The sequence below is a fragment of the Pseudoalteromonas sp. TAE56 genome (genome assembly GCF_000497955.1).
GTDB lineage: Bacteria > Pseudomonadota > Gammaproteobacteria > Enterobacterales > Alteromonadaceae > Pseudoalteromonas.
Window position 1 is genome coordinate 19,618 of the sequence record NZ_AUTN01000060.1, and the last position, 20,802, is coordinate 40,419.

Sequence of the window (20,802 nt, forward strand, 5' to 3'; positions counted from 1 at the left end):
GAGGCGGTTTTTTTGTTTAAAGCGCTTCTAAATTATTAAGGTAGTAGATTGCTTGTTGCAGCGTTTGTTCTTGAAGTGTTTTATCTTGTTTATCCCAGTTTTTATATACCATACCAATACGTGGGTTCTTCTCTAGCCTGTCTCTGTGTCTATTCATGAAATGCCAATACAAGCTATTTAGCGGGCAGGCTTTATCTCCTACTTTTTGTTTAACATCGTACTGACAGCTTTTGCAGTAATCGCTCATTTTATTAATGTAGTTACCGCTTGCAGCATAAGGCTTTGTTGCAATTATTCCATCATCGGCAAACTGACTCATGCCTCGGGTGTTAGGCATTTCTACCCATTCTATGGCATCTATATAAACACCTAGGTACCAGTTATCTACGTCATCAGGGTTTATTCCTGTGAGCATACAAAAGTTACCAATAACCATTAGGCGCTGAATATGATGAGCATAAGCGGTTTCAAGGCTTTGCTTGAGTGAGTGGCTTAGACAATTCATTTTTGTAGAGCTGTTCCAAAAATAAGATGGCAGTTTATTTTTGGCTTGTAATTGATTTTTAACTGCGTAGTCGGGCATGTTAATCCAATAAATGGCACGTACATACTCTCTCCAGCCTAATATTTGCCTAGTAAAGCCCTCTACTTGCGAGAGGGATATTTCATTGGGTCTTTTTTCGTATTCGCTTATTACACGTTTGATTACATACAGCGGGTGGAGTATTTTTGCGTTTAGGGCAAACGATAAACGGCTATGGTACAGGCTGGTATTGTTTTTACTTTGATCTGTCATCGCATCTTGAAAGTGACCAAAGCGACTAAGTAAGTGCTCACAAAAGTATTCAAGAGATTCAATCGCTTGTTTACGCGTTGTTGGCCACTCCAGTGAATGTTGATTTATTTCACCTAAATAAGCGACTTTGTGTTTATTTAAACGAGAAATAATGCTGCTAACATCAGTATTGAATAACTTAGGTTCGGGGATATCTGCTAAGTCTTTTTTGGAAAATTTATTACGATTATTACTATCAAAATTCCATTTGCCACCGGTTGGCTTTGCATCATCAATTAATATATTAAATTGCTTACGCATAGCACGATAAAAGTGCTCCATTGTTACATGCTTGTTTTTTGTAAAGCGTGTTTTTATATCGGTGAACGGTAATAAAAAGTGTTCAGTATCTGTAGCAATTACATTTAATGAGCTATCACTTTTAAACTTAGCTAATTGAGACTTAAGCCTAAACTCGTCAGGGTATTGATATTCGATAGAGTCGCATTGGTATTTATCGGCAACTCGTTTGAGTAATTCAATTAAGTCTTTGTCGTCATCGGTATCATCAAGTGTTAAATGCAAAACATTGAAACCGGCCGTGGTTAATGCAGTTGCGAAGTTTTCCATAGCATTAAAAAAAGCACACAGTTTTTGAATGTGATGTTTAACGTAGTCGGTTTCTTGTTTTAGTTCAGCGATCAGATAAAGCGTGTCGTCGTCTTTTTGTTTGTACCATGAATGAGATGGGTTTAACTGATCGCCTAGTATTAGTCTGAGTGTTTTGTGATTGGTCATAGTAAAGCCAAATTTTTTTATACGGACATATTTCATGAAACGATCGTTTTACTATTTAACGGTGAGTGAATGGGAGCTACAAAATACTTTACTTTAAAAATGTGCTGATTTTAATACTGGGAATTAGCTGTTTTTCTTGTTTGGTCAACAACCTTGTCTAAAAACCCAAAGTTGGGAAATTTAAAAGTAATGAGAGCCTGTATTAAGTTTAGAGCCACTTATAAAGCTGATTTGTCGAGCAAGCTAATAGTAATAAGGAAGTTGCGTTTAATAGCGGGTTAGTAAAATAAATGTAGGTGATAGGAAACCAATATGTTGTGTCGTTAGCAGCAGAGCTTAACCGATTATCAAATCAATAAAGACGCGTTGGACGATGGTGTTGAAATGAGCTTGATGTGAGGGGGTTAAATAAGTAATTTAACCACTTTTAAGGCTTATATATTTAAAGTTTATTACTTTGCTTTTGTAGCATTTTTTGTTGTAACGAAACCACATTAGATACATTAAATAAAACATTGCCTGCAAAGCTTTCAAAATATCTGAGCGCTTTTTTCCAAGCAAGTTGGCTCTCAGCATTAAAGTGTTTACCAAGGTGCTCTTTAAGGGTTTCGTAAAACGCATCAGATAATAATGCAATGTCATTTTGTGAAACACTGCTTTTTTTTAGGTACATTAAATGATGTGCTAAAAAAGGAGCTACCGATGCCGGCTTATCTAAATGTTTAACAATTCGTTCTAGCACACAAAAAAGAGTAAAACTCTTTTCGTTAAATTGTAAGGCTGTTGGGTAATTCATCTCAATGCTAGATTCAGCTAATTTACTGTGAAATCGAGCCGTGAATGCATGAAAATTTGGCTTAATAATTGTTAAGTTATTTAACAATGCTGATTGTTGTTGATTCATTTTTTATCTCTCTGCAGTGAGTAATAACTATTATTATCAAGTGGCATAAAATTGATTATAGCGGGCAGTTAAAATTCTGCACGTTTTTTTAGTGTTAAAGTATGGGTTTTAGTTATATCAATTTATTTTCTGGTAAATTGCAAGCATGTAGGAGGCTATGCAGTTGCAAGAGTTCAGTTGGTTTGATTCTCACTCAAAAATAGTAAGCTGCAATATTTAGCATTTTGACGATGAAAATTTTATAAAACTGATTGATTACTTATGTTACTAACACATACATTAAATTAGCATCTTGACGAATTGGAAATTTTATAAACTAATTGCGTATTATAGTTGCTAATTAGCCCACACATCCTTATAATAGCGGCCATTGTTTAGCATGTTGTAAAACAGCTAACAGCGATATTAAATTTAAGGTTTGATATCTATTGGCGCGGGATGGAGCAGTCTGGTAGCTCGTCGGGCTCATAACCCGAAGGTCGTCGGTTCAAATCCGGCTCCCGCAACCAATTCTACTAGTAGGTATTACCTTACTAATTTATATCGCGCATTCTAAGTAATGCGCGTTTTGCGTTTTAGGCTATGTAGTTTAATTAGGTCAGTTTACTGACTCGCAACCAAGCTTGGCCTTAGGCCACACAGTTTTATGCTTTATTGGTGTGACGCCCCGCTTGGTTCGGGGCGTTGTTGTATCTGCACCTTATGATTTGTGGCAATTGTCATCAAATTAAAATTTAAACTCAGTATTTTAGGGCTATAAGCCCTTTTTTTGTTTGTATGGAGGATTTTCGTGACAAAACTTGAACAAGATTTAGTAACCATGTTAACGCCTGCGGTAGAAATGTTAGGCTTTGAGTTGCATGGTCTTGAATTTGTGCAAGCGGGTCGCCATTCTACCTTAAGAGTATATATTGCTCATGAGGATGGGATCTCAGTTGATAACTGTGCGGATGCAAGTCGCCAAATTAGTGCGATTTTAGACGTCGAAGACCCAATTACAAATGAATATGATTTGGAAGTATCGTCTCCTGGTGTTGATCGTCTATTATTCAAACAAGATCACTACGAGCAGGCGCAAGGAGAGGAAGTACGCGTGCGTACCAAACTTCCACAGGATGGTCGTCGTAATTTTAAAGGCGACTTAGTAGCAGTTAGCAGCGATATGATCACACTATCTAGCGATGGTGAAGAGCATCTGATCATGCTTAGTAACATCGAACGTGCGAATTTAATCGCGAAGTTTTAAATTCGAGTGCGAAGGAATAGGGCAAGCGAGGCATTACCCATGGCAAAAGAGATATTATTGGTTGCTGAAGCCGTTTCCAATGAGAAAGCGGTTCCAAAAGAAAAGATTTTTGAAGCTCTAGAGTTCGCTTTAGCGACAGCGACAAAGAAAAAACACGATGGCGAAATTGAAGTGCGTGTAGCAATTGACCGTAAAACCGGCGATTACGACACGTTCCGTCGTTGGCAGATTGCCGCTGTATTAGAAGACGGTTCTTTAGAGAATCCTTACAGCGAAATCACTCTAGAAGCAGCGCAGGTTGAAGAACCTGATTTGCAAATGGGTGATTATGTTGAAGAGCAAATCGACTCAATCAAATTTGACCGTATTACAACACAAATGGCCAAGCAAGTTATCGTACAGAAAGTACGTGAAGCTGAGCGCGCTTTAGTTGTTGAAGCATACAAAGATCAAGAAGGCGAGCTAGTAACGGGTGTTGTTAAAAAAGCAACTCGCGATGCAATCGTACTTGATTTAGGTAACAACGCAGAAGCGGTAATTTACCGTGATGACATGTTACCACGTGAAAACTTCCGCCCGGGTGACCGTATCCGTGGTCTTTTATATGAAGTTAAGCCAGAAGCACGCGGTGCACAATTATTTGTAACGCGCTCTAAACCTGAAATGCTAATGGAATTATTCCGCATTGAGGTGCCAGAAATTGGCGAAGAGATGATTGAATTACGTGCCGCTGCACGTGATCCAGGTTCACGCGCTAAAATTGCTGTTAAATCTAACGACAAACGCATTGATCCAATTGGTGCATGTGTTGGTATGCGTGGCGCACGAGTTCAGGCTGTATCGTCAGAACTTGGTGGTGAACGTGTTGATATCGTACTTTACGATGACAACCCAGCACAATTTGTTATTAATGCAATGGCGCCAGCAGAAGTTGCTTCAATCGTAATGGATGAAGACACTCACTCAATGGATATCGCTGTAGAAGCTGATAACCTAGCACAAGCAATTGGTCGTAATGGTCAAAACGTTCGTTTAGCAAGCCAGTTAACTGGCTGGGAACTAAACGTAATGACTGTTGAAGACATGCGTACTAAAAATGAAGCTGAATCTGATAAGTTACTTAACTTATTCACTGAAAATTTAGAAATTGATGATGAGTTTGCATCATTACTTATCAACGAAGGTTTCTCGACACTTGAAGAAGTGGCGTATGTGCCAGCGTCTGAATTTTTAGAAATTGATGGTCTTGATGAAGAGACTGTAGATTTACTGCGCTCACGCGCAAAAGATGCATTGACAACTAAAGCACTTAAAACGGAAGAAAGCTTAGATGGCGCAGAGCCAGCTGAAGACTTACTTGCGCTTGAAGGCTTAGAACGTCACTTAGCATTTGTTATGGCAAGCAAGGGTGTTGTTACACTTGAAGACTTGGCAGAGCAAGGTATTGACGAATTAGTTGATATCACAGAACTTTCATCTGAAAAAGCAGGTGAACTGATTATGGCTGCACGAAACATTTGTTGGTTTGCAGACGAGTAATTTATTAACGGAGGTATTACACACTATGGCAGAAGTAAATGTTGAAAAACTAGCCGGCGATATAGGTACAACTGTTGATAAATTGCTACAGCAGTTTTCACAAGCAGGTATCACTAAGCAAGCAACTGATAACGTGACAGAAGCTGAAAAAGCAACGTTACTTGATCATTTAAGCAAGCATCATGGCGGCGCAGGTTCAGATGGCCCAGCGCGCATGACTTTGCAACGTAAGAGCAAAAGCACTTTAAGTGTAACGGGTTCTACGGGTAAAGCTAAAGACGTTCAAGTTGAAGTTCGCAAAACACGTACATACGTGAAAAAAAGCGCAATGGAACAAGAACAAGAGCAAGCACGCTTAGCTGCAGAGGAAAAAGTGCGTCTTGAACAGCAGCAAAAAGCTGACCAAGAAGCTGCAGAATTAAAGGCGAAACAAGAGGCAGAGCGCAAAGCGAAAGAAGAAGCTGACCGTAAAGCCAAAGAAGAAGCTAAACGCAAAGCTGATGCAGAGCGTAAAGCGAAACAAAAGCAGATGACCCCAGAGCAAAGTGCTAAGTCTGAGAAAGATCGCATAGAAGCTGAGCGTCTGCAAAAAGAAGCAGAAGAGGCCGCATTGAAGAAAGCTGAAGAAGAAGCGAAACGTCAAGCAGAAGAAGCAAGAAAGCTAGCTGAAGAGAACTCGGCACGCTGGAAGAAAGAAGAAGAAGAACGTAAGAAACGCGAAGAAACAGCGGATCACCATCTTACGACTTCTACTTATGCACGTGAAGCAGAAGATGTTGCCGATGCTCGTGATGAGCAAGGTACTCGCCGTGCTAAGAAAAAGAAGAAAGCGCCAGCAAAAGACAAATTTGCAGCGTCAAGAGGCCGTAACAAGTCTAAGTTAAAAGCACCAGCATCATTACAACATGGTTTCCAAAAACCAACTGTTGATGTTAAAAATGAAGTGCGTATTAGCGAAACAATTACAGTAGCTGAGCTTGCATCACGCATGGCAGTTAAAGGCGCTGAAGTTGTTAAAACAATGATGAAAATGGGTGACATGGTTACTATTAACCAAGTGATCGACCAAGAAGCTGCACAACTAGTTGCAGAAGAAATGGGTCACAAGGTTATCATTGTTAAAGAAAATGAATTAGAGCAAACAGTACTTAATGACCGCCATGAAGATGGTAAGTCAGAGCCGCGTGCTCCAGTAGTAACTGTAATGGGTCACGTTGACCACGGTAAAACATCGACTCTTGATTACATTCGTTCTGCGAAAGTTGCTTCTGGCGAAGCTGGTGGTATTACACAGCATATTGGTGCATACCACGTAGACGTAAATGGTCACATGATCACGTTTTTAGATACACCAGGACATGCTGCATTTACTTCAATGCGTGCTCGTGGTGCTAAAGCGACAGATATTGTAATCCTAGTGGTTGCAGCAGATGATGGTGTAATGCCACAAACTAAAGAAGCGGTACAGCACGCACGTGCAGCTGGCGTTCCTTTAATCATTGCTGTAAACAAAATGGATAAAGAAGGCGCAGATCCAGATCGCGTTAAAAACGAACTTGCTGTACTTGACGTTATTCCAGAAGAATGGGGCGGCGATACGCAGTACGTTCATATCTCAGCTAAAACTGGCTTAGGTATTGATGACCTTCTTGAAGCAGTATTGAACCAATCTGAGCTTTTAGAACTTTCTGCACCTACTGAAGGTATGGCTGCGGGTGTTGTTATTGAATCTCGTCTTGATAAAGGCCGTGGTCCAGTAGCATCAGTACTTGTTCAATCTGGTACGCTTAACCAAGGTGACATTGTATTATGTGGTCTTGAGTATGGCCGTGTTCGTGCAATGCGCGATGAAAACGGTAAAGACATTAAGTCAGCAGGTCCATCTATTCCAGTTGAGATTTTAGGTCTTTCTGGTATTCCAGCTGCAGGCGACGAAGCGACTGTAGTTAAAGATGAGCGTAAAGCGCGTGAAGTTGCTTTATACCGTCAAGGTAAGTTCCGCGATGTTAAACTAGCACGTCAACAAAAAGCTAAGCTTGAAAACATGTTTACTAACATGACTGAAGGCGATGTTTCTGAAGTTAACGTGGTACTTAAAGCAGACGTTCAAGGTTCTATCGAAGCAATCTCTGATTCACTAACTAAACTTTCTACTGATGAAGTGAAAGTGAAGATTGTTGGTTCAGGTGTTGGTGGTATTACCGAAACTGATGCAACACTAGCTGCAGCGTCTAACGCAATTGTAGTTGGCTTTAACGTTCGTGCTGATGCTTCAGCTCGTAAAGTTATTGAGACTGAAAACTTAGACCTACGTTACTACAGCGTAATCTACAGCTTGATTGACGAAGTTAAACAAGCAATGTCAGGTATGTTAGCGCCAGAGTTTAAGCAAGAAATTATTGGTCTTGCTCAAGTTCGTGACGTATTCAAGTCTCCAAAAATTGGCGCAATCGCTGGTTGTATGGTTACTGAAGGTGTTATCAAACGTAGCGCTCCAATCCGTGTATTACGTGAAAACGTTGTTATCTATGAAGGTGAACTTGAGTCACTTCGTCGCTTTAAAGACGATGTTGCTGATGTTCGTAACGGCATGGAATGTGGTATCGGCGTTAAGAACTACAATGACGTACGTGTTGGTGACCAAATCGAAGTATTTGAAACAGTTGAAGTACAACGTACTCTATAATTGTTACTAGGGAGTATTGAACGCTCAGGTTAACGCCCGAACGTTCTACACACCCTACGCTAAGATTTTAAATGGGGGCTTAGCCCCCATTTGCATATCCATTATTTAGTTAACTTATTATTTAATTTCAATAAGTTATTATTTTAGGACAAGTATAATGAGAGAATTTTCTCGCACTGATCGTGTTGCACAGCAAATCCAAAAAGAGATTGCTGTAATTTTACAACGCGAAATTAAAGATCCACGCTTAGGTATGGTGACAGTGTCAGCGGTAGAAGTATCGCGCGATTTATCTTATGCCAAGATTTTCATCACGGTGTTTAACACGCAAGATGAAGATGCAGCAAAGCAAAGCGCAAAAGTACTTAATGAAGCAACGGGCTATATTCGCTCGTTACTAGGTAAGCGTATTCGTGCACGTATAATGCCTGAGTTAAAGTTTGTCGTTGATAACTCATTAATGGAAGGTATGCGTATTTCTAACTTAGTGGATTCTATTATCCGCGAAGATAACGCAAAGCATGTTGATGAAGACGTAGAAAGTGTTGATGCTGCTGATATTTCAGATAGCGAAGAAGGTACTGAGCACGTAGACGATACAGATAGCGAAGAAGGCACTGATACAGATGGCAAAGCGCAGTAAAGGCCGTGCAGTTGACGGTATTTTGTTGTTAAACAAACCTGAAGGCATTTCATCAAATAAAGCATTACAGCAAGCAAAGAGCGTCTATTTTGCGCAAAAAGCAGGGCATACAGGTGCTTTAGATCCACTTGCTACAGGTATGCTGCCAATTTGCTTTGGTGAGGCGACTAAGTTTACGCAGTTTCTACTTGATACAGATAAAACTTATATCGTTCGTGCACAACTGGGTGAGCGTACAACAACATCAGATTCTGATGGCGAAATTGTTAGCACTAAAGATGTAAACGTAACGCGTGAACAGCTAACAAAAGAAATAGCTGCTTTTGTTGGTGAGTCTGATCAATATCCGTCAATGTACTCGGCACTTAAGTACCAAGGTAGACCGTTATATAAGTACGCACGCGAAGGTATTGAAGTACCTCGAAAATGCAGAAAAATAAACGTGTTTAGCTTATCGTTTGACGAATTTGATGAAGAAAGTAACGTATTACAGATGACGGCCCATGTATCTAAAGGGACGTACATTCGTACAATCGTTGATGATTTAGGCGAAAACCTAGGGTGTGGCGCACACGTTGTAATGCTTCACAGAACTGCTGTTGGTCAGTACCCGGCAGATAAAATGGTCTCGCTTGATGAAATTGAAGCATTACTTGCTAAAGCGAAAGAAGAAGAGCTTGCACCTTCTACTTATTTAGACTCGCTGCTACTACCAATTGATACTGCTTTAACTGACTTACCTGTCATTGAAATTTCAAAAGACGAAGGCTGGGTATTTAGCCACGGACAAGCAGTTGAGTTACCAAAACCTTTGCCTGAAGGTGCTATTAAAGTAGTTGCTGATGGTGTGTTTATTGGAACCGGTGAGCGTAACTCAAATGGTCATTTAAAGGTTAAACGTGGTCTTGCTAGTCAGCAAGACGATTACGTGAAACCGGAATAAGCAACTAATGTGCCTAACAATGGCTTAATAGTTGTAGATGGGGATAATTAACTTGTAGTTATTCCCACAGTTGGTAGAATACGCCCGCTTAATCGTTTTGGCTGAATTAGTGATCGGCTAAGACACCTTTTAAATTTAATTTTTGGAGTTACTATGTCACTAAGCAATCAAGAAAAAATCGATATCATTGCTAAATTTGCACGTGCAGAAGGCGATACAGGTTCATCAGAAGTACAAGTAGCATTACTTACTTATGATATCAACAAGCTTCAAGGTCACTTTGCTGATCACAAGCATGACTTCCACTCACGTCGTGGTCTGCTTCGTAAAGTAAGCACTCGCCGTAAACTACTTGATTACCTTAAAGGTAAAGACATCACTAGTTATACTGCGTTAATCAAAGAACTTGGCCTACGTCGCTAAGAACTAGATTATAGAAAAAGGAGCTTTTTAGCTCCTTTTTTTGTGCCTAAAATTTGTGTTTTCAAATTAAGAAAATTCTTAAACCTATTGAATTGCAATATAAAACCCCCATTTCATAGCTTACCAAGAGCTTTTGTATTTAACCGCTAAATAAGCCCAGCTGAAATCTAGTCGTTAGATTGAACAAATTTCAATCCGCAAAGATCAACACACCCTAGACTCGCATTTTGAAGTAGCTTTGGTATATACTATGCGCGTAGATAAAAAGGTTTATCTACGCTTATTCACATCATTGCCAATTGTAGTACTTAATTGATTTCCAACTGAATACAATTATGTACTGTAATTGGTACTTTGATGACAACTTATTAGAATACATTTAAGGAATATTTTAAGTGCAAGCAATTATTAAAGAATTCAAACTAGGTCAACATACAGTGACTCTAGAAACTGGTGCAATCGCTCGTCAAGCAGACGGCGCTGTACTTGCAAGCATTGGCGACACTTCAGTTTTAGTAACTGTTGTTGGTAAGCGTGAAGCACAACCTGGTCAAGACTTTTTCCCACTAACAGTTAACTACCAAGAGCGTATGTACGCTGCTGGTCGTATCCCAGGTGGTTTCTTAAAGCGTGAAGGTCGTCCTAACGATGGCGAAACTCTTATTGCACGTCTTATTGACCGTCCAATTCGTCCACTTTTCCCAAGCGGTTTTGTAAACGAAGTACAAGTTATTGCGACTGTTGTTTCTGTTAACCCTGAAATCCAACCTGATATGGTTGCAATGATTGGTACTTCAGCAGCACTTGCTATCTCAGGTATCCCGTTCAGTGGTCCAATTGGTGCATCTCGCGTTGGTTACATCAACGGCGAATACGTACTTAACCCTACATTGAAAGAGCTTGAAGAAAGCCAACTTGATTTAGTAGTAGCCGGTACTGATAAAGCGGTACTTATGGTTGAATCAGAAGCTAACGTACTTGCAGAAGACGTAATGCTTGGCGCTGTTGTATATGGTCATGAGCAATCTCAAGCGATCATCACTGCAATCGAAGAATTTAAAGCAGAAGCAGGCAAGCCTACTTGGGATTGGACTGCACCAGCTAAAAACGTTGCACTAGAAGATAAAGTAGCAGCAATTGCTGCTGATAAAGTAGGCGCAGCTTACTTAATCACTGATAAAGTAGCGCGTAAAGAAGCACTTGGCGAAGCGAAGGACGAAGTTGTTGCAGTATTAACAGCTGAACTTGCTGAAGGCGAGTCTTTAGATAAGCAAGAAGTTGGTAAAATCTTCGGTTCACTTGAGAAGAAAATCGTTCGTGGCCGTATCGCTGCTGGCGAAAAACGTATCGATGGTCGTGAACCAGATATGATTCGTGCACTAGATGTAATGACTGGCGTATTACCGCGTACTCACGGTTCTGCTATATTTACTCGTGGCGAAACTCAAGCGTTAGTAACAGCTACACTTGGTACAGAACGTGATTCACAGTTAATCGACGATTTAACTGGTACTCATAAAAACCACTTTATGCTTAACTATAACTTCCCTCCATTCTGTGTAGGTGAAACTGGTTTTGTTGGTTCTCCTAAGCGTCGTGAAATCGGCCATGGTAACCTTGCTAAGCGTGGTATTGCTGCTGTAATGCCAACACTGACTGAATTCCCATATTCAATCCGTGTAGTATCTGAAATTACTGAATCAAACGGTTCATCTTCAATGGCTTCTGTGTGTGGTACTTCACTTGCACTTATGAATGCTGGCGTTCCAATTAAAGCATCTGTTGCGGGTATTGCGATGGGTCTAGTTAAAGAAGACGAAAAATTCGTTGTTCTTTCTGACATCTTAGGTGATGAAGATCACTTAGGTGACATGGACTTTAAAGTTGCGGGTACTGCTGCGGGTATTACTGCACTTCAAATGGATATCAAAATTGAAGGTATTACTCAAGAAATCATGCAAATTGCGCTTAAACAAGCTAAAGCTGCACGTTTACACATCCTAGAAGTGATGGACGAAGCGATTTCTGCTCCTTCTGAAGAGCTATCAATGTTTGCTCCTCGTATCTACACGATGAAAATCCCACAGAAGAAAATCGCTGAAGTTATTGGTAAAGGTGGCGCAACTATTCGTCAACTTACTGAAGAAACTGGTACAACGATTGAAATCGGTGACGACGGTACGATCAAAATTGCCGCTACAGATGGCGAAAGTGCAGCTAATGCCATTAGCCGTATTGAGCAATTAACAGCTGAACTTGAAGTAGGTACTATCTACGAAGGTAAAGTTGTACGTATTGTTGACTTCGGTGCATTTGTAAACATTCTTCCTGGTAAAGATGGTCTAGTACATATTTCTCAAATTAGTACTGAGCGTGTTAACAACGTGGCTGATCACCTTTCTGAAGGTCAAGAAGTTAAAGTTAAAGTACTAGAAGTAGATCGCCAAGGCCGTGTACGTCTAAGTATTAAAGAAGCAATGGAATCTGCAGCACCAGCTGTTGACGCGCCAACTGACGCGTAATTGCTAACTTATTAATCTAGTATATTAGCTAGATGATAAAAAAGGGGCTGTTTAGCCCCTTTTTTTATGCTTTAATGAAACCTTATTGGACAAGGTCTGTCTTATATTAATCGCGATATATCTTGGTATTAAGGATTTTAATGATACTCAAACATTTAGCTTTGGCATCTTTTGCTATTTTGTCTTTAAGCGCTTGCCAAACTACAACCGAATCAGAACCAACCCCGATTGTTAATGTGCCATTTACTGCACCTTTAGCTTCTGACTTTAGAAGTGAAATTGCCATTGCACGCTACTCAGAGTTATTGAATAGAGCTGACTTAAGCGAAGAGCAACAAGCTAAGCTTTATTATGACCGTGGTGTACTTTTTGATAGTTTAGGTATGACCACTCTTTCGCGTATTGATTTTAACCGCGCAGTAAAGCTTAAACCTGATTTAGCTGAAGTATATAACTTTCTAGGTATTCAACATACGCTTATGCAGCAATACGAAAAAGCCTATGAATTTTTTGATTCAGCCCTTGAGCTTGATGAAGAGCATGAATATGCTTATTTAAATAGAGGCATAGCCCTTTATTACGGTGATAGAGCAGGTCTTGCTAAAAACGACTTTGATGAGTTTTTAGCCCGCTCTCCAAATGATCCATACCGTGTTTTATGGGTTTACTTAGCCAGTGCACAAGAAGATAAAGCAGCAGCGCTTGAATCACTTAAAACTAATGCAACAGCACTTGATGAATCGCAATGGGCGTATCAGTTAATTTCTCTTTATACGGGGGATATGACTGAGTATGCATTTTTATCTGGCATTAGTGATGGTGTTAGAACCGAGCAAGAATATGCGCAGCGTTTATGTGAAGCTTATTTTTACTTAGCCAAAATGCATCAAGCAGCTGGTGAGCTGTATTTAGCATCAGACTATTTTAGGCTTGCGCTAGCAACCAATGTACACGAGTTTATTGAGTACAAGTATGCGCGTTTAGAACTTGAGTTGATGGAAGGTGTTGACGCAAGTTAAGCGTTTTAAGTTAATAGGTGTATTACTATGTTGTTTGTTAATTACAGGCTCGAGTAATCACCTTGGCGCTATTGGCTTTTGGCATGTTTTAAATACAAAAGCCAATGTTCTACAAAGTTATTGGAATTCACCTGCTTACTTTTCTGACCACCTAGAGCAGTTACCAAAGACCTCTTTAGCTATACTCGCTCGCAATCAAATTTCCTCAGCGCAATATATGTATTCTCTTAAGCTTATTAAAAGCAGTCAGAGTGATACTGCAAAACAATTTTGGCTCTCCGCTATAAATGACTTAACAATCCCAGAGCGTAAAATATTAGCAGCAAAGTTGCTTGAGCAATCACGTTGGGGGGATTTAAAACTACTCGCTAGTAAAAACAAATTACCAGCAGGGGATGTGCTAAATCATCTAAAACTTCAGTTAAAAACACCACAGAGTAAAGTATCTACCGCGTTTATCCACAATCTTGGTTTTTCATCTTTAAGAAATATAAGCAAACCTAATAAGCAATGTATGTTTAACGTACTGACTATGAGCGATCATCGTAGTGGCTTATATAAACTTACAGAGTTTATTAATACTTATAATAAACAGCCAGAGCCCCGTGAAAATATTTTTTGCTTTTCAAAACCAGTTTACGTTGCGGGTATGCTTGAGTGCAAAAGTAGCACTAGTAAAATAGCAAAGTGTGACTGGCAATTATCTAAACTTAATAACCAGCTTCCTAACAATTATGATTTTATAGTGATGATGCCTAAAGACGGTACGGCTAATGTCACGAAGGGAACAATGCTAATAAACTCAAAAGCAAAATACAGTGTATTTTTGCACGAGCTGATGCATTTTAACGGTTTTGAGGATGAATACGCTTTGCCTAAAACTAAGCAAGCATGGTTGTGTGCAAAAACAGGTTTTGTTGCGCCTAATCTATTTATTTCTCATGGTGAGCCGCCGCCAACAGATTGGCATAAGGCAAAGAGTTGTCAGCAAGGAGGCATTGCTTATAAGCCCAGTGAAAATTGGTCCATTATGCAATATCAGCAGTTAGGTCTCTCAGCGCAGTATAGGCAACTTTGGTTGAAACATTTAGATACGACCAATGGTAAGTTTCATCGTCACTCTAGCGCGCTTACATTTGCAAATAAGACTATATTAAACTAACAATTATCACTATTAATTAATTGTTTTTTTAGGCTTAATAAATTGTTAGTTATTGTTTGAAAAATACCCATATAGAACCGCTTTTTATAGACAAAATAAGTGTTTTTCAGTATAACTATAGTCATTAATGTCGTTTAAAAACAGGCAGTAAAAGCATCACTTAGTATTAAAAAAGAGATGCCCTGATAAACTTATGATTATAAAAGGCCCTACATTATGACTTTGCTCTGGATACCCTTGTTATCCTTAATTGGCAGTGTTATTTCTGCATGCACAGGTAAGTTATCCCGTAATTTAAGCACTAGTTTAACGGCTCTTGCGCCTTTGACTGCTTTGGGGATTACTCTATACCATGCACCTGCAGTTTTAGCGGGCGAAACAATTCGTTATTCTTTAGCTTGGATCCCGTCTATAGGACTCGACTTATCTCTGCGGTTAGACGGTCTTAGTTTATTGTTTATGTTTATGATTTTAGGCATAGGCCTGCTCGTTATCCTCTACACGCGTTACTACCTCAGTGCTAACGATTCAATGGCTAAGTTATATAGTTACTTAATGCTATTTATGACCGCAATGCTTGGCATTGTTATGTCTAATAATGTTATCCAATTGTGGCTGTTTTGGGAATTAACGAGTATAAGTTCATTTTTATTAATTAGTTTTTGGTGGCATAAGTCAGAAGCGCGTAAGGGCGCACGCATGGCGCTTGCAGTAACAGGGGCGGGTGGCTTAGCACTACTTGCTGGCTTAATGTTATTAGGAGACATTGTTGGTAGTTACGACCTAGATGTTATTTTAGCAAGCAAAGCAATCATTCAATCTCACGATTTATACGAAGTAGCATTGGTATTGGTACTATTAGGTGCGTTTACTAAATCGGCACAATTTCCATTTCATTTTTGGCTTCCTCATGCAATGGCAGCACCTACTCCAGTAAGTGCGTATTTACATTCTGCAACTATGGTAAAAGCCGGTATATTTTTGTTAGCGCGTTTTCATCCTGCTTTAGCTGGCACGGATACTTGGTTTTTACTTGTAGGGTTAACAGGTTTAGCAACGCTATTGTTTGGTGCATACATAGCATTATTCAAACACGATTTAAAAGGATTGTTAGCCTATTCAACAATAAGCCACTTAGGTTTAATAACGCTGCTATTAGGACTTGATACTGAGCTTGCGACCGTTGCTGCTATTTTCCATATAATTAATCATGCAACCTTTAAGGCATCGTTATTTATGGCAGTTGGTATTATTGATCATGAAACGGGCACGCGTGATATGCGTAAATTAAATGGCATGTGGCGATACTTACCTTACACAGCAACACTTGCAATGGTCGCGGCAGCGGCAATGGCTGGCGTTCCGCTACTTAATGGTTTCTTATCGAAAGAAATGTTCTTTGCAGAAACACTGCATCAACAAGTGCTTGGTTCTATGTCGTGGTTAATTCCAGTATTGGCAACTGTTGCAGGTGCTTTCGCTGTAGCGTACTCAGCCCGCTTTATTCACGACGTATTTTTTAATGGCGACCCGATTGATTTACCTCGAACGCCGCATGAACCACCACGTTATATGCGTGTACCAATAGAAATACTCGTTGTGATTTGTTTATTAGTGGGCATGTTCCCGCACTTTACAATTGACGGTATTTTATCTGCGGCATCTTTAGCTGTACTTGGAAAAGAAATGCCAGTGTACGAATTAGCTATCTGGCATGGGTTTAACTTACCTCTACTTATGAGTGCAATGGCGATTGCTGGCGGCTTATTTATTTACATTAATCGTAAATATCTATTTCAATTTCAAGCATCACTACCACCTCTCAATGCTAAAAAAACCTTTGAACGTGTAATTTTAAGTATCGTTGCTTGGTGTCAATCAAAGGTAAATAGTACAGAAAATGGTTCCCTACAGCGCTATCTTGTAATTATGTTAGCAGTAGTACTACTGTGTGCGGGTTGGCCATTATTTGAAATGCAACAGCTTGCCGGTAGCATGCCACTTACGCCGGTTGATGTGCACAATGCAATTGGAGCTGGCTTGTTGATTATTGGTGCACTTGCTACCGTTATTTGGCATCGCTCTCGAATGGTATCGTTGTTAATGCTCTCAATTGTAGGGTTAATGGTGTCGGTTGTATTTACACGTTTTTCTGCACCTGATTTAGCACTTACACAACTAACCGTTGAGGTTGTTACTATTATTTTACTTATGCTGGCATTGTTTTTTTTACCGCAGCATACGCCAAAAGAATCAAGTTCGTTACGCGTACTTCGAGACTTAGGCATAGCCTCTACGCTAGGTGTAGTCATAGCGAGTATTTGTTATGCATTACTTACACGTCCATTAGATTCAATTTCAGACTTCTTTATTGCTAACGCTAAGATTGGTGGCGGTGGTACTAACGTAGTTAACGTTATTTTGGTCGACTTTAGGGGCTTTGATACGCTTGGCGAAATTACCGTATTAGGTATTGCCGCATTAGGTATATTTAAAGTACTTTCTCGAATCCCATTATTTATGCCTGCAAGTGACAGTGAAGGGCGCCCATGGGCTAAAGAGCGTCACCCAATATTACTGGCGAGTATTTCACAAAGTTTATTGCCGCTTGCCTTATTGGTTTCTGCGTATATTTTCTTACGTGGGCATAACTTACCTGGTGGTGGTTTTATTGCTGGGTTAGTAACATCAATCGCGTTTATTTTGCAATACATGGCGCATGGTACGGCATGGATTAACGAACGTTTTGATGTTAATTATCGCAAAATTATAGCTTCAGGCATTGGTATTTCTTTGTTTACAGGTGTGGGTAGTTGGTTCTTTGATAAGCCGTTTTTAACAACTTGGTTTGACTACTTTGATATTCCGTTTGTCGGTAAAACAGAGCTTGCCAGCGCGATTGCATTTGACCTAGGTGTTTACTTAACAGTTGTAGGCGCTACGTTAATGATTTTAGCAAGCTTAGGTAATATGACAGCAGATACCCAGAAAAAAGAGGTAAATATTTAATGGAATTATTGTACGCATCTTGCGTTGGAGTATTGGTCAGTTGCGGTGTGTTTTTACTGCTGAGAGCTCGTACATTCCCTGTAGTACTTGGGCTTACTATGATTTCATACGCTGTTAACTTATTTTTGTTTTCAGCAGGTCGTCTCACTATTAATAAAGCAGTAGTGCTTGGCACAGGATCAGATTATGCAGATCCTCTACCTCAAGCTTTAGTGCTTACCGCTATTGTAATCGGCTTTGCGATGACTGCATTTGTGGTTATTTTGGCAATACGTGGGCGCGCCGATTTAGGTAGTGACCATGTTGATGGTTATGTGCCTAATACCTCTGCCGATAATAAGGAGCAAAAATGATCCAACATTTAGCTTCGCTACCTATTTTATTACCTATGCTGACGGCAGTTATTTTATTGCTGCCGCCATGTGGTAAAAGCGTCAAAATTCGCCGCTTAGTTTCAATTGTAATGGCAATAGCTACTTTTGCCATTAGTGTGCTTTTACTGGTACATATTAATAATACGGGTATTAATGTTTACGCTATTGGTAATTGGTCTGCACCATTTGGGATAGTCTTAGTCGCTGATATGTTATCTACCTTATTAGTTACGTTAACTTCACTTTTAGGTTTGGGCGCTATTTTATATGGTAGTGCTGGCGATGATGAAAAGGGCAGCTTTTATCATCCACTTGTCCACTTTTTAATATTGGGTGTAAATGGCGCGTTTTTAACGGGCGATTTATTTAACCTATTTGTATTTTTTGAAGTGTTACTGATTGCATCCTATGCATTGTTAATGCATGCCGGTGATAAACAAAACACTCGTGCTGCACTGCAATATGTAATATTGAATTTAGTTGGCTCAAGCGTGTTTTTAATCGGTTTGGGTATTTTGTACGGTGTACTTGGTACGCTTAATATTGCAGATATGGCGCAAAAAGTATCCGAGCTTACGGGCGATGATGTATACCTAGCAAAGGCTGGTGGTTTATTACTACTCATTGTATTTGCATTAAAGGGCGCATTATTACCTTTGCATTTATGGCTTCCAAATACATATTCAAGCGCTAAACCTGTGGTTGCTGCATTATTTGCGATTATGACCAAGGTAGGCGTTTACGCTATGCTTCGTGTTTACACTGTGATATTTGGCGAACAAGCAGGGGCGCTTGAACATATGGCGCAGCCTTGGCTTTGGGGCTTAGCAATTGCCACGATTATAGTGGGTGCTATTGGTGTTATGGCAGCGCAAGACTTACGTAAACTCACTTCTAACTTAGTATTGGTATCAGTGGGAACGTTGGTTGCGCTAATCGCCTTACAAAATGTAAATGCCACTGCTGCACTTTTATATTATTTAGTTCATTCAACACTTGTTAGTGCCGCACTATTTTTATTAGCAGATTTAGTTTCAATCCAGCGCGGTAAAGTTGGCGACAGGCTAGTAGCAGGTCGCTGCGTTAAACAACCATTTTTATTAGGTGTGTGCTTTATTGTTGCGGCTTTAACAGTAGTTGGTATGCCGCCACTATCAGGCTTTGTAGGTAAAATTTGGATACTTAAAGCCACATTAAATAGTGAGCAAGCTTTACTATTTTGGCCTGTATATTTAGTAACAAGCTTTGCGTTATTAGTAGCGCTTTCGCGTGCTGGCACGACCTTATTTTGGGAGCATAAAAGTAAAAAAAGCGAAAACGCAGATAGTGCAAATGCACACCCGTTGCAGGTAACTGTAATTATAGGTTTACTTGCGAGTTCGCCATTGCTCGTTATTTTTGGCGGGCCAATAAGTGACTACATGCTAGGTGCTGCTACTCAGTTACATGATATAAGCGGCGGTATTAATGCTGTACTTAAAGGAGGCATGTGATGAGATTACAAGCCCGTTTTCGTTGGTTACCAACACCATTTCGTAGCCTGTTTTTGTTTATGGTATGGTTATTGTTAAATAATAGCGTGTCGGTAGGACACTTAGTGCTAGCGACTATTTTTGCTATATTTATACCCCTATTAAGCTTTTCACTTCGCGAACCTCAACCGCTTATTTTAAGGCCTGGACTAGCATTAAAGCAGTTACTTATAGTGCTTTACGATATTATTGTTGCAAATCTACAGGTGGCTTTGCTTATACTTGGGCCATCTAAAAACTTACGCCCGGCCTTTATAAAAGTACCGATTGATTTAACTCATGATATGCCAATTACTATATTGGCCAGTAGTGTATCGCTTACACCCGGTACAGTGAGCGCAGAGGTTTATCCAATTGCAGAATCGTTACCTGAAGGTGAAGAGCCAACACAACGTTACTTACTAATACATGTGCTTGACCTTAAAGATGAAGAAGCACTTATCAAACAAATAAAACAACGCTACGAAGCTCCACTGAAGGAGATATTTCAATGTTAGACACCGTATTACTCATTGTTTTTTCGATGATTGGCTTATCATTATTGCTTAATTTATGGCGATTGATTATTGGTCCGTCAGTGCCTGACCGTGTTTTAGCGCTCGATACAATGTACATTAATGTTATTGCACTGATTATTTTATACAGTATAAGTATGGACACAGGGCTTTACTTTGAAGCAGCACTGCTTATTGCCATGCTTGGTTTTATAAGTACAGTTGCAGTGTGTAAGTATTTACTACGTGGCGATATAATTGAATAAGGTGAAAACATGATCAGCGAATGGGTTGTATCAATACTATTGTTATTTGGTGGTACGTTTATTTTAATTGGCTCGATAGGCTTAATTAAACTGCCTGACTTTTTTATGCGTTTGCATGGACCAACGAAGGCAACAACGTTGGGTATGGCAAGTATGTTAATCGCAGCTATGGTTTATTTTGTAAATTCAGGCCATGGACTCAGTGTTAGAGAAATACTCATTACTATATTTTTACTAATTACGGCGCCGATTAGTGGTTACATGCTAATAAAATCAGCTATTCATCATAAGCTAAAAGCTAAAGAAGGCACTAAAGGTCTCGATAATGTAGAGGACGATTAACGCAAATGCGCACTAATAAAAGGCCGAATAAACGCGATTTATTCGGCTTTTTAATGATTACCTGTCCCCTTTACAATACTAATTAATCATGTGACTATAAAACGATTATTTATATTAAAGGATAT

17 protein-coding genes and 1 tRNA gene are annotated in these 20,802 nt (G+C 39.7%); 16 read left to right on the forward strand and 2 right to left on the reverse strand.

Annotated features, from left to right (window positions below; translation table 11 throughout):
• Positions 1-16: 16 nt before the first annotated feature.
• Both L656_RS0103330 and L656_RS0103335 read right to left on the reverse strand, forming a co-directional pair.
• A complete protein-coding gene (locus L656_RS0103330; protein WP_024598196.1) occupies positions 17-1,573 on the reverse strand; it encodes a cryptochrome/photolyase family protein in 1,557 nt (518 codons plus the stop codon).
• 442 nt (positions 1,574-2,015) lie between these two features.
• Complete coding sequence (locus L656_RS0103335; protein WP_024598197.1) at positions 2,016-2,477, reverse strand: globin; 462 nt, start codon at positions 2,475-2,477, stop codon at positions 2,016-2,018.
• A 432-nt stretch (positions 2,478-2,909) separates the two neighbouring features.
• On the opposite strand from L656_RS0103335, the gene L656_RS0103340 reads away from it, so the two are divergent.
• From L656_RS0103340 to L656_RS0103415, 16 genes are all read left to right on the forward strand, one after another.
• Positions 2,910-2,986 (forward strand) — tRNA-Met (locus tag L656_RS0103340).
• 281 nt (positions 2,987-3,267) lie between these two features.
• A complete protein-coding gene (gene rimP / locus L656_RS0103345) occupies positions 3,268-3,723 on the forward strand; it encodes a ribosome maturation factor RimP (RefSeq protein ID WP_024598198.1) in 456 nt (151 codons plus the stop codon).
• Between the two features lie 39 nt (positions 3,724-3,762).
• Positions 3,763-5,262, forward strand: coding sequence for a transcription termination factor NusA (gene nusA, locus L656_RS0103350; RefSeq protein WP_007585502.1), 1,500 nt, complete (start codon positions 3,763-3,765; stop codon positions 5,260-5,262).
• Positions 5,263-5,287: 25 nt separating this feature from the next.
• A complete protein-coding gene (gene infB, locus L656_RS0103355) occupies positions 5,288-7,948 on the forward strand; it encodes a translation initiation factor IF-2 (protein WP_024598199.1) in 2,661 nt (886 codons plus the stop codon).
• Between the two features lie 157 nt (positions 7,949-8,105).
• The gene (gene rbfA, locus L656_RS01000000121870; RefSeq protein ID WP_024598200.1) at positions 8,106-8,591 is read left to right on the forward strand and encodes a 30S ribosome-binding factor RbfA; all 486 of its coding nucleotides are present in this window, start codon (positions 8,106-8,108) and stop codon (positions 8,589-8,591) included.
• Positions 8,575-9,534, forward strand: a complete 960-nt coding sequence (truB, locus tag L656_RS0103365; protein WP_024598201.1) for a tRNA pseudouridine(55) synthase TruB — start codon at positions 8,575-8,577, stop codon at positions 9,532-9,534. The genes rbfA and truB overlap by 17 nt, the downstream gene beginning before the upstream one ends.
• Positions 9,535-9,687: 153 nt before the next feature.
• Complete coding sequence (gene rpsO, locus L656_RS0103370) at positions 9,688-9,957, forward strand: 30S ribosomal protein S15 (protein ID WP_002958490.1); 270 nt, start codon at positions 9,688-9,690, stop codon at positions 9,955-9,957.
• Positions 9,958-10,352: 395 nt separating this feature from the next.
• Positions 10,353-12,479: a polyribonucleotide nucleotidyltransferase gene (gene pnp / locus L656_RS0103375; RefSeq protein WP_024598202.1), complete on the forward strand. Its 2,127-nt coding sequence runs from the start codon at positions 10,353-10,355 to the stop codon at positions 12,477-12,479.
• A 140-nt stretch (positions 12,480-12,619) separates the two neighbouring features.
• On the forward strand, positions 12,620-13,498 hold the full coding sequence (gene nlpI / locus L656_RS0103380; RefSeq protein WP_024598203.1) for a lipoprotein NlpI: 879 nt from the start codon (positions 12,620-12,622) through the stop codon (positions 13,496-13,498).
• Positions 13,485-14,660, forward strand: coding sequence for a hypothetical protein (locus L656_RS0103385; RefSeq protein ID WP_024598204.1), 1,176 nt, complete (start codon positions 13,485-13,487; stop codon positions 14,658-14,660). Before nlpI ends, L656_RS0103385 begins: the two co-directional genes overlap by 14 nt.
• A 216-nt stretch (positions 14,661-14,876) precedes the next feature.
• Positions 14,877-17,669: a monovalent cation/H+ antiporter subunit A gene (locus L656_RS0103390; RefSeq protein WP_024598205.1), complete on the forward strand. Its 2,793-nt coding sequence runs from the start codon at positions 14,877-14,879 to the stop codon at positions 17,667-17,669.
• Positions 17,669-18,022, forward strand: coding sequence for a Na+/H+ antiporter subunit C (locus L656_RS0103395; protein WP_024598206.1), 354 nt, complete (start codon positions 17,669-17,671; stop codon positions 18,020-18,022). Before L656_RS0103390 ends, L656_RS0103395 begins: the two co-directional genes overlap by 1 nt.
• Positions 18,019-19,536, forward strand: a complete 1,518-nt coding sequence (locus L656_RS0103400; protein ID WP_024598207.1) for a monovalent cation/H+ antiporter subunit D — start codon at positions 18,019-18,021, stop codon at positions 19,534-19,536. Before L656_RS0103395 ends, L656_RS0103400 begins: the two co-directional genes overlap by 4 nt.
• On the forward strand, positions 19,536-20,072 hold the full coding sequence (locus tag L656_RS0103405) for a Na+/H+ antiporter subunit E (protein ID WP_024598208.1): 537 nt from the start codon (positions 19,536-19,538) through the stop codon (positions 20,070-20,072). The genes L656_RS0103400 and L656_RS0103405 overlap by 1 nt, the downstream gene beginning before the upstream one ends.
• Positions 20,066-20,335 carry a K+/H+ antiporter subunit F gene (locus L656_RS0103410; RefSeq protein WP_007378493.1) on the forward strand — a complete coding sequence of 90 codons (270 nt, stop codon included), beginning with the start codon at positions 20,066-20,068 and terminating at the stop codon, positions 20,333-20,335. Before L656_RS0103405 ends, L656_RS0103410 begins: the two co-directional genes overlap by 7 nt.
• A 9-nt stretch (positions 20,336-20,344) precedes the next feature.
• Positions 20,345-20,677, forward strand: a complete 333-nt coding sequence (locus tag L656_RS0103415) for a Na+/H+ antiporter subunit G (protein WP_024598209.1) — start codon at positions 20,345-20,347, stop codon at positions 20,675-20,677.
• Positions 20,678-20,802 lie beyond the last annotated feature (125 nt).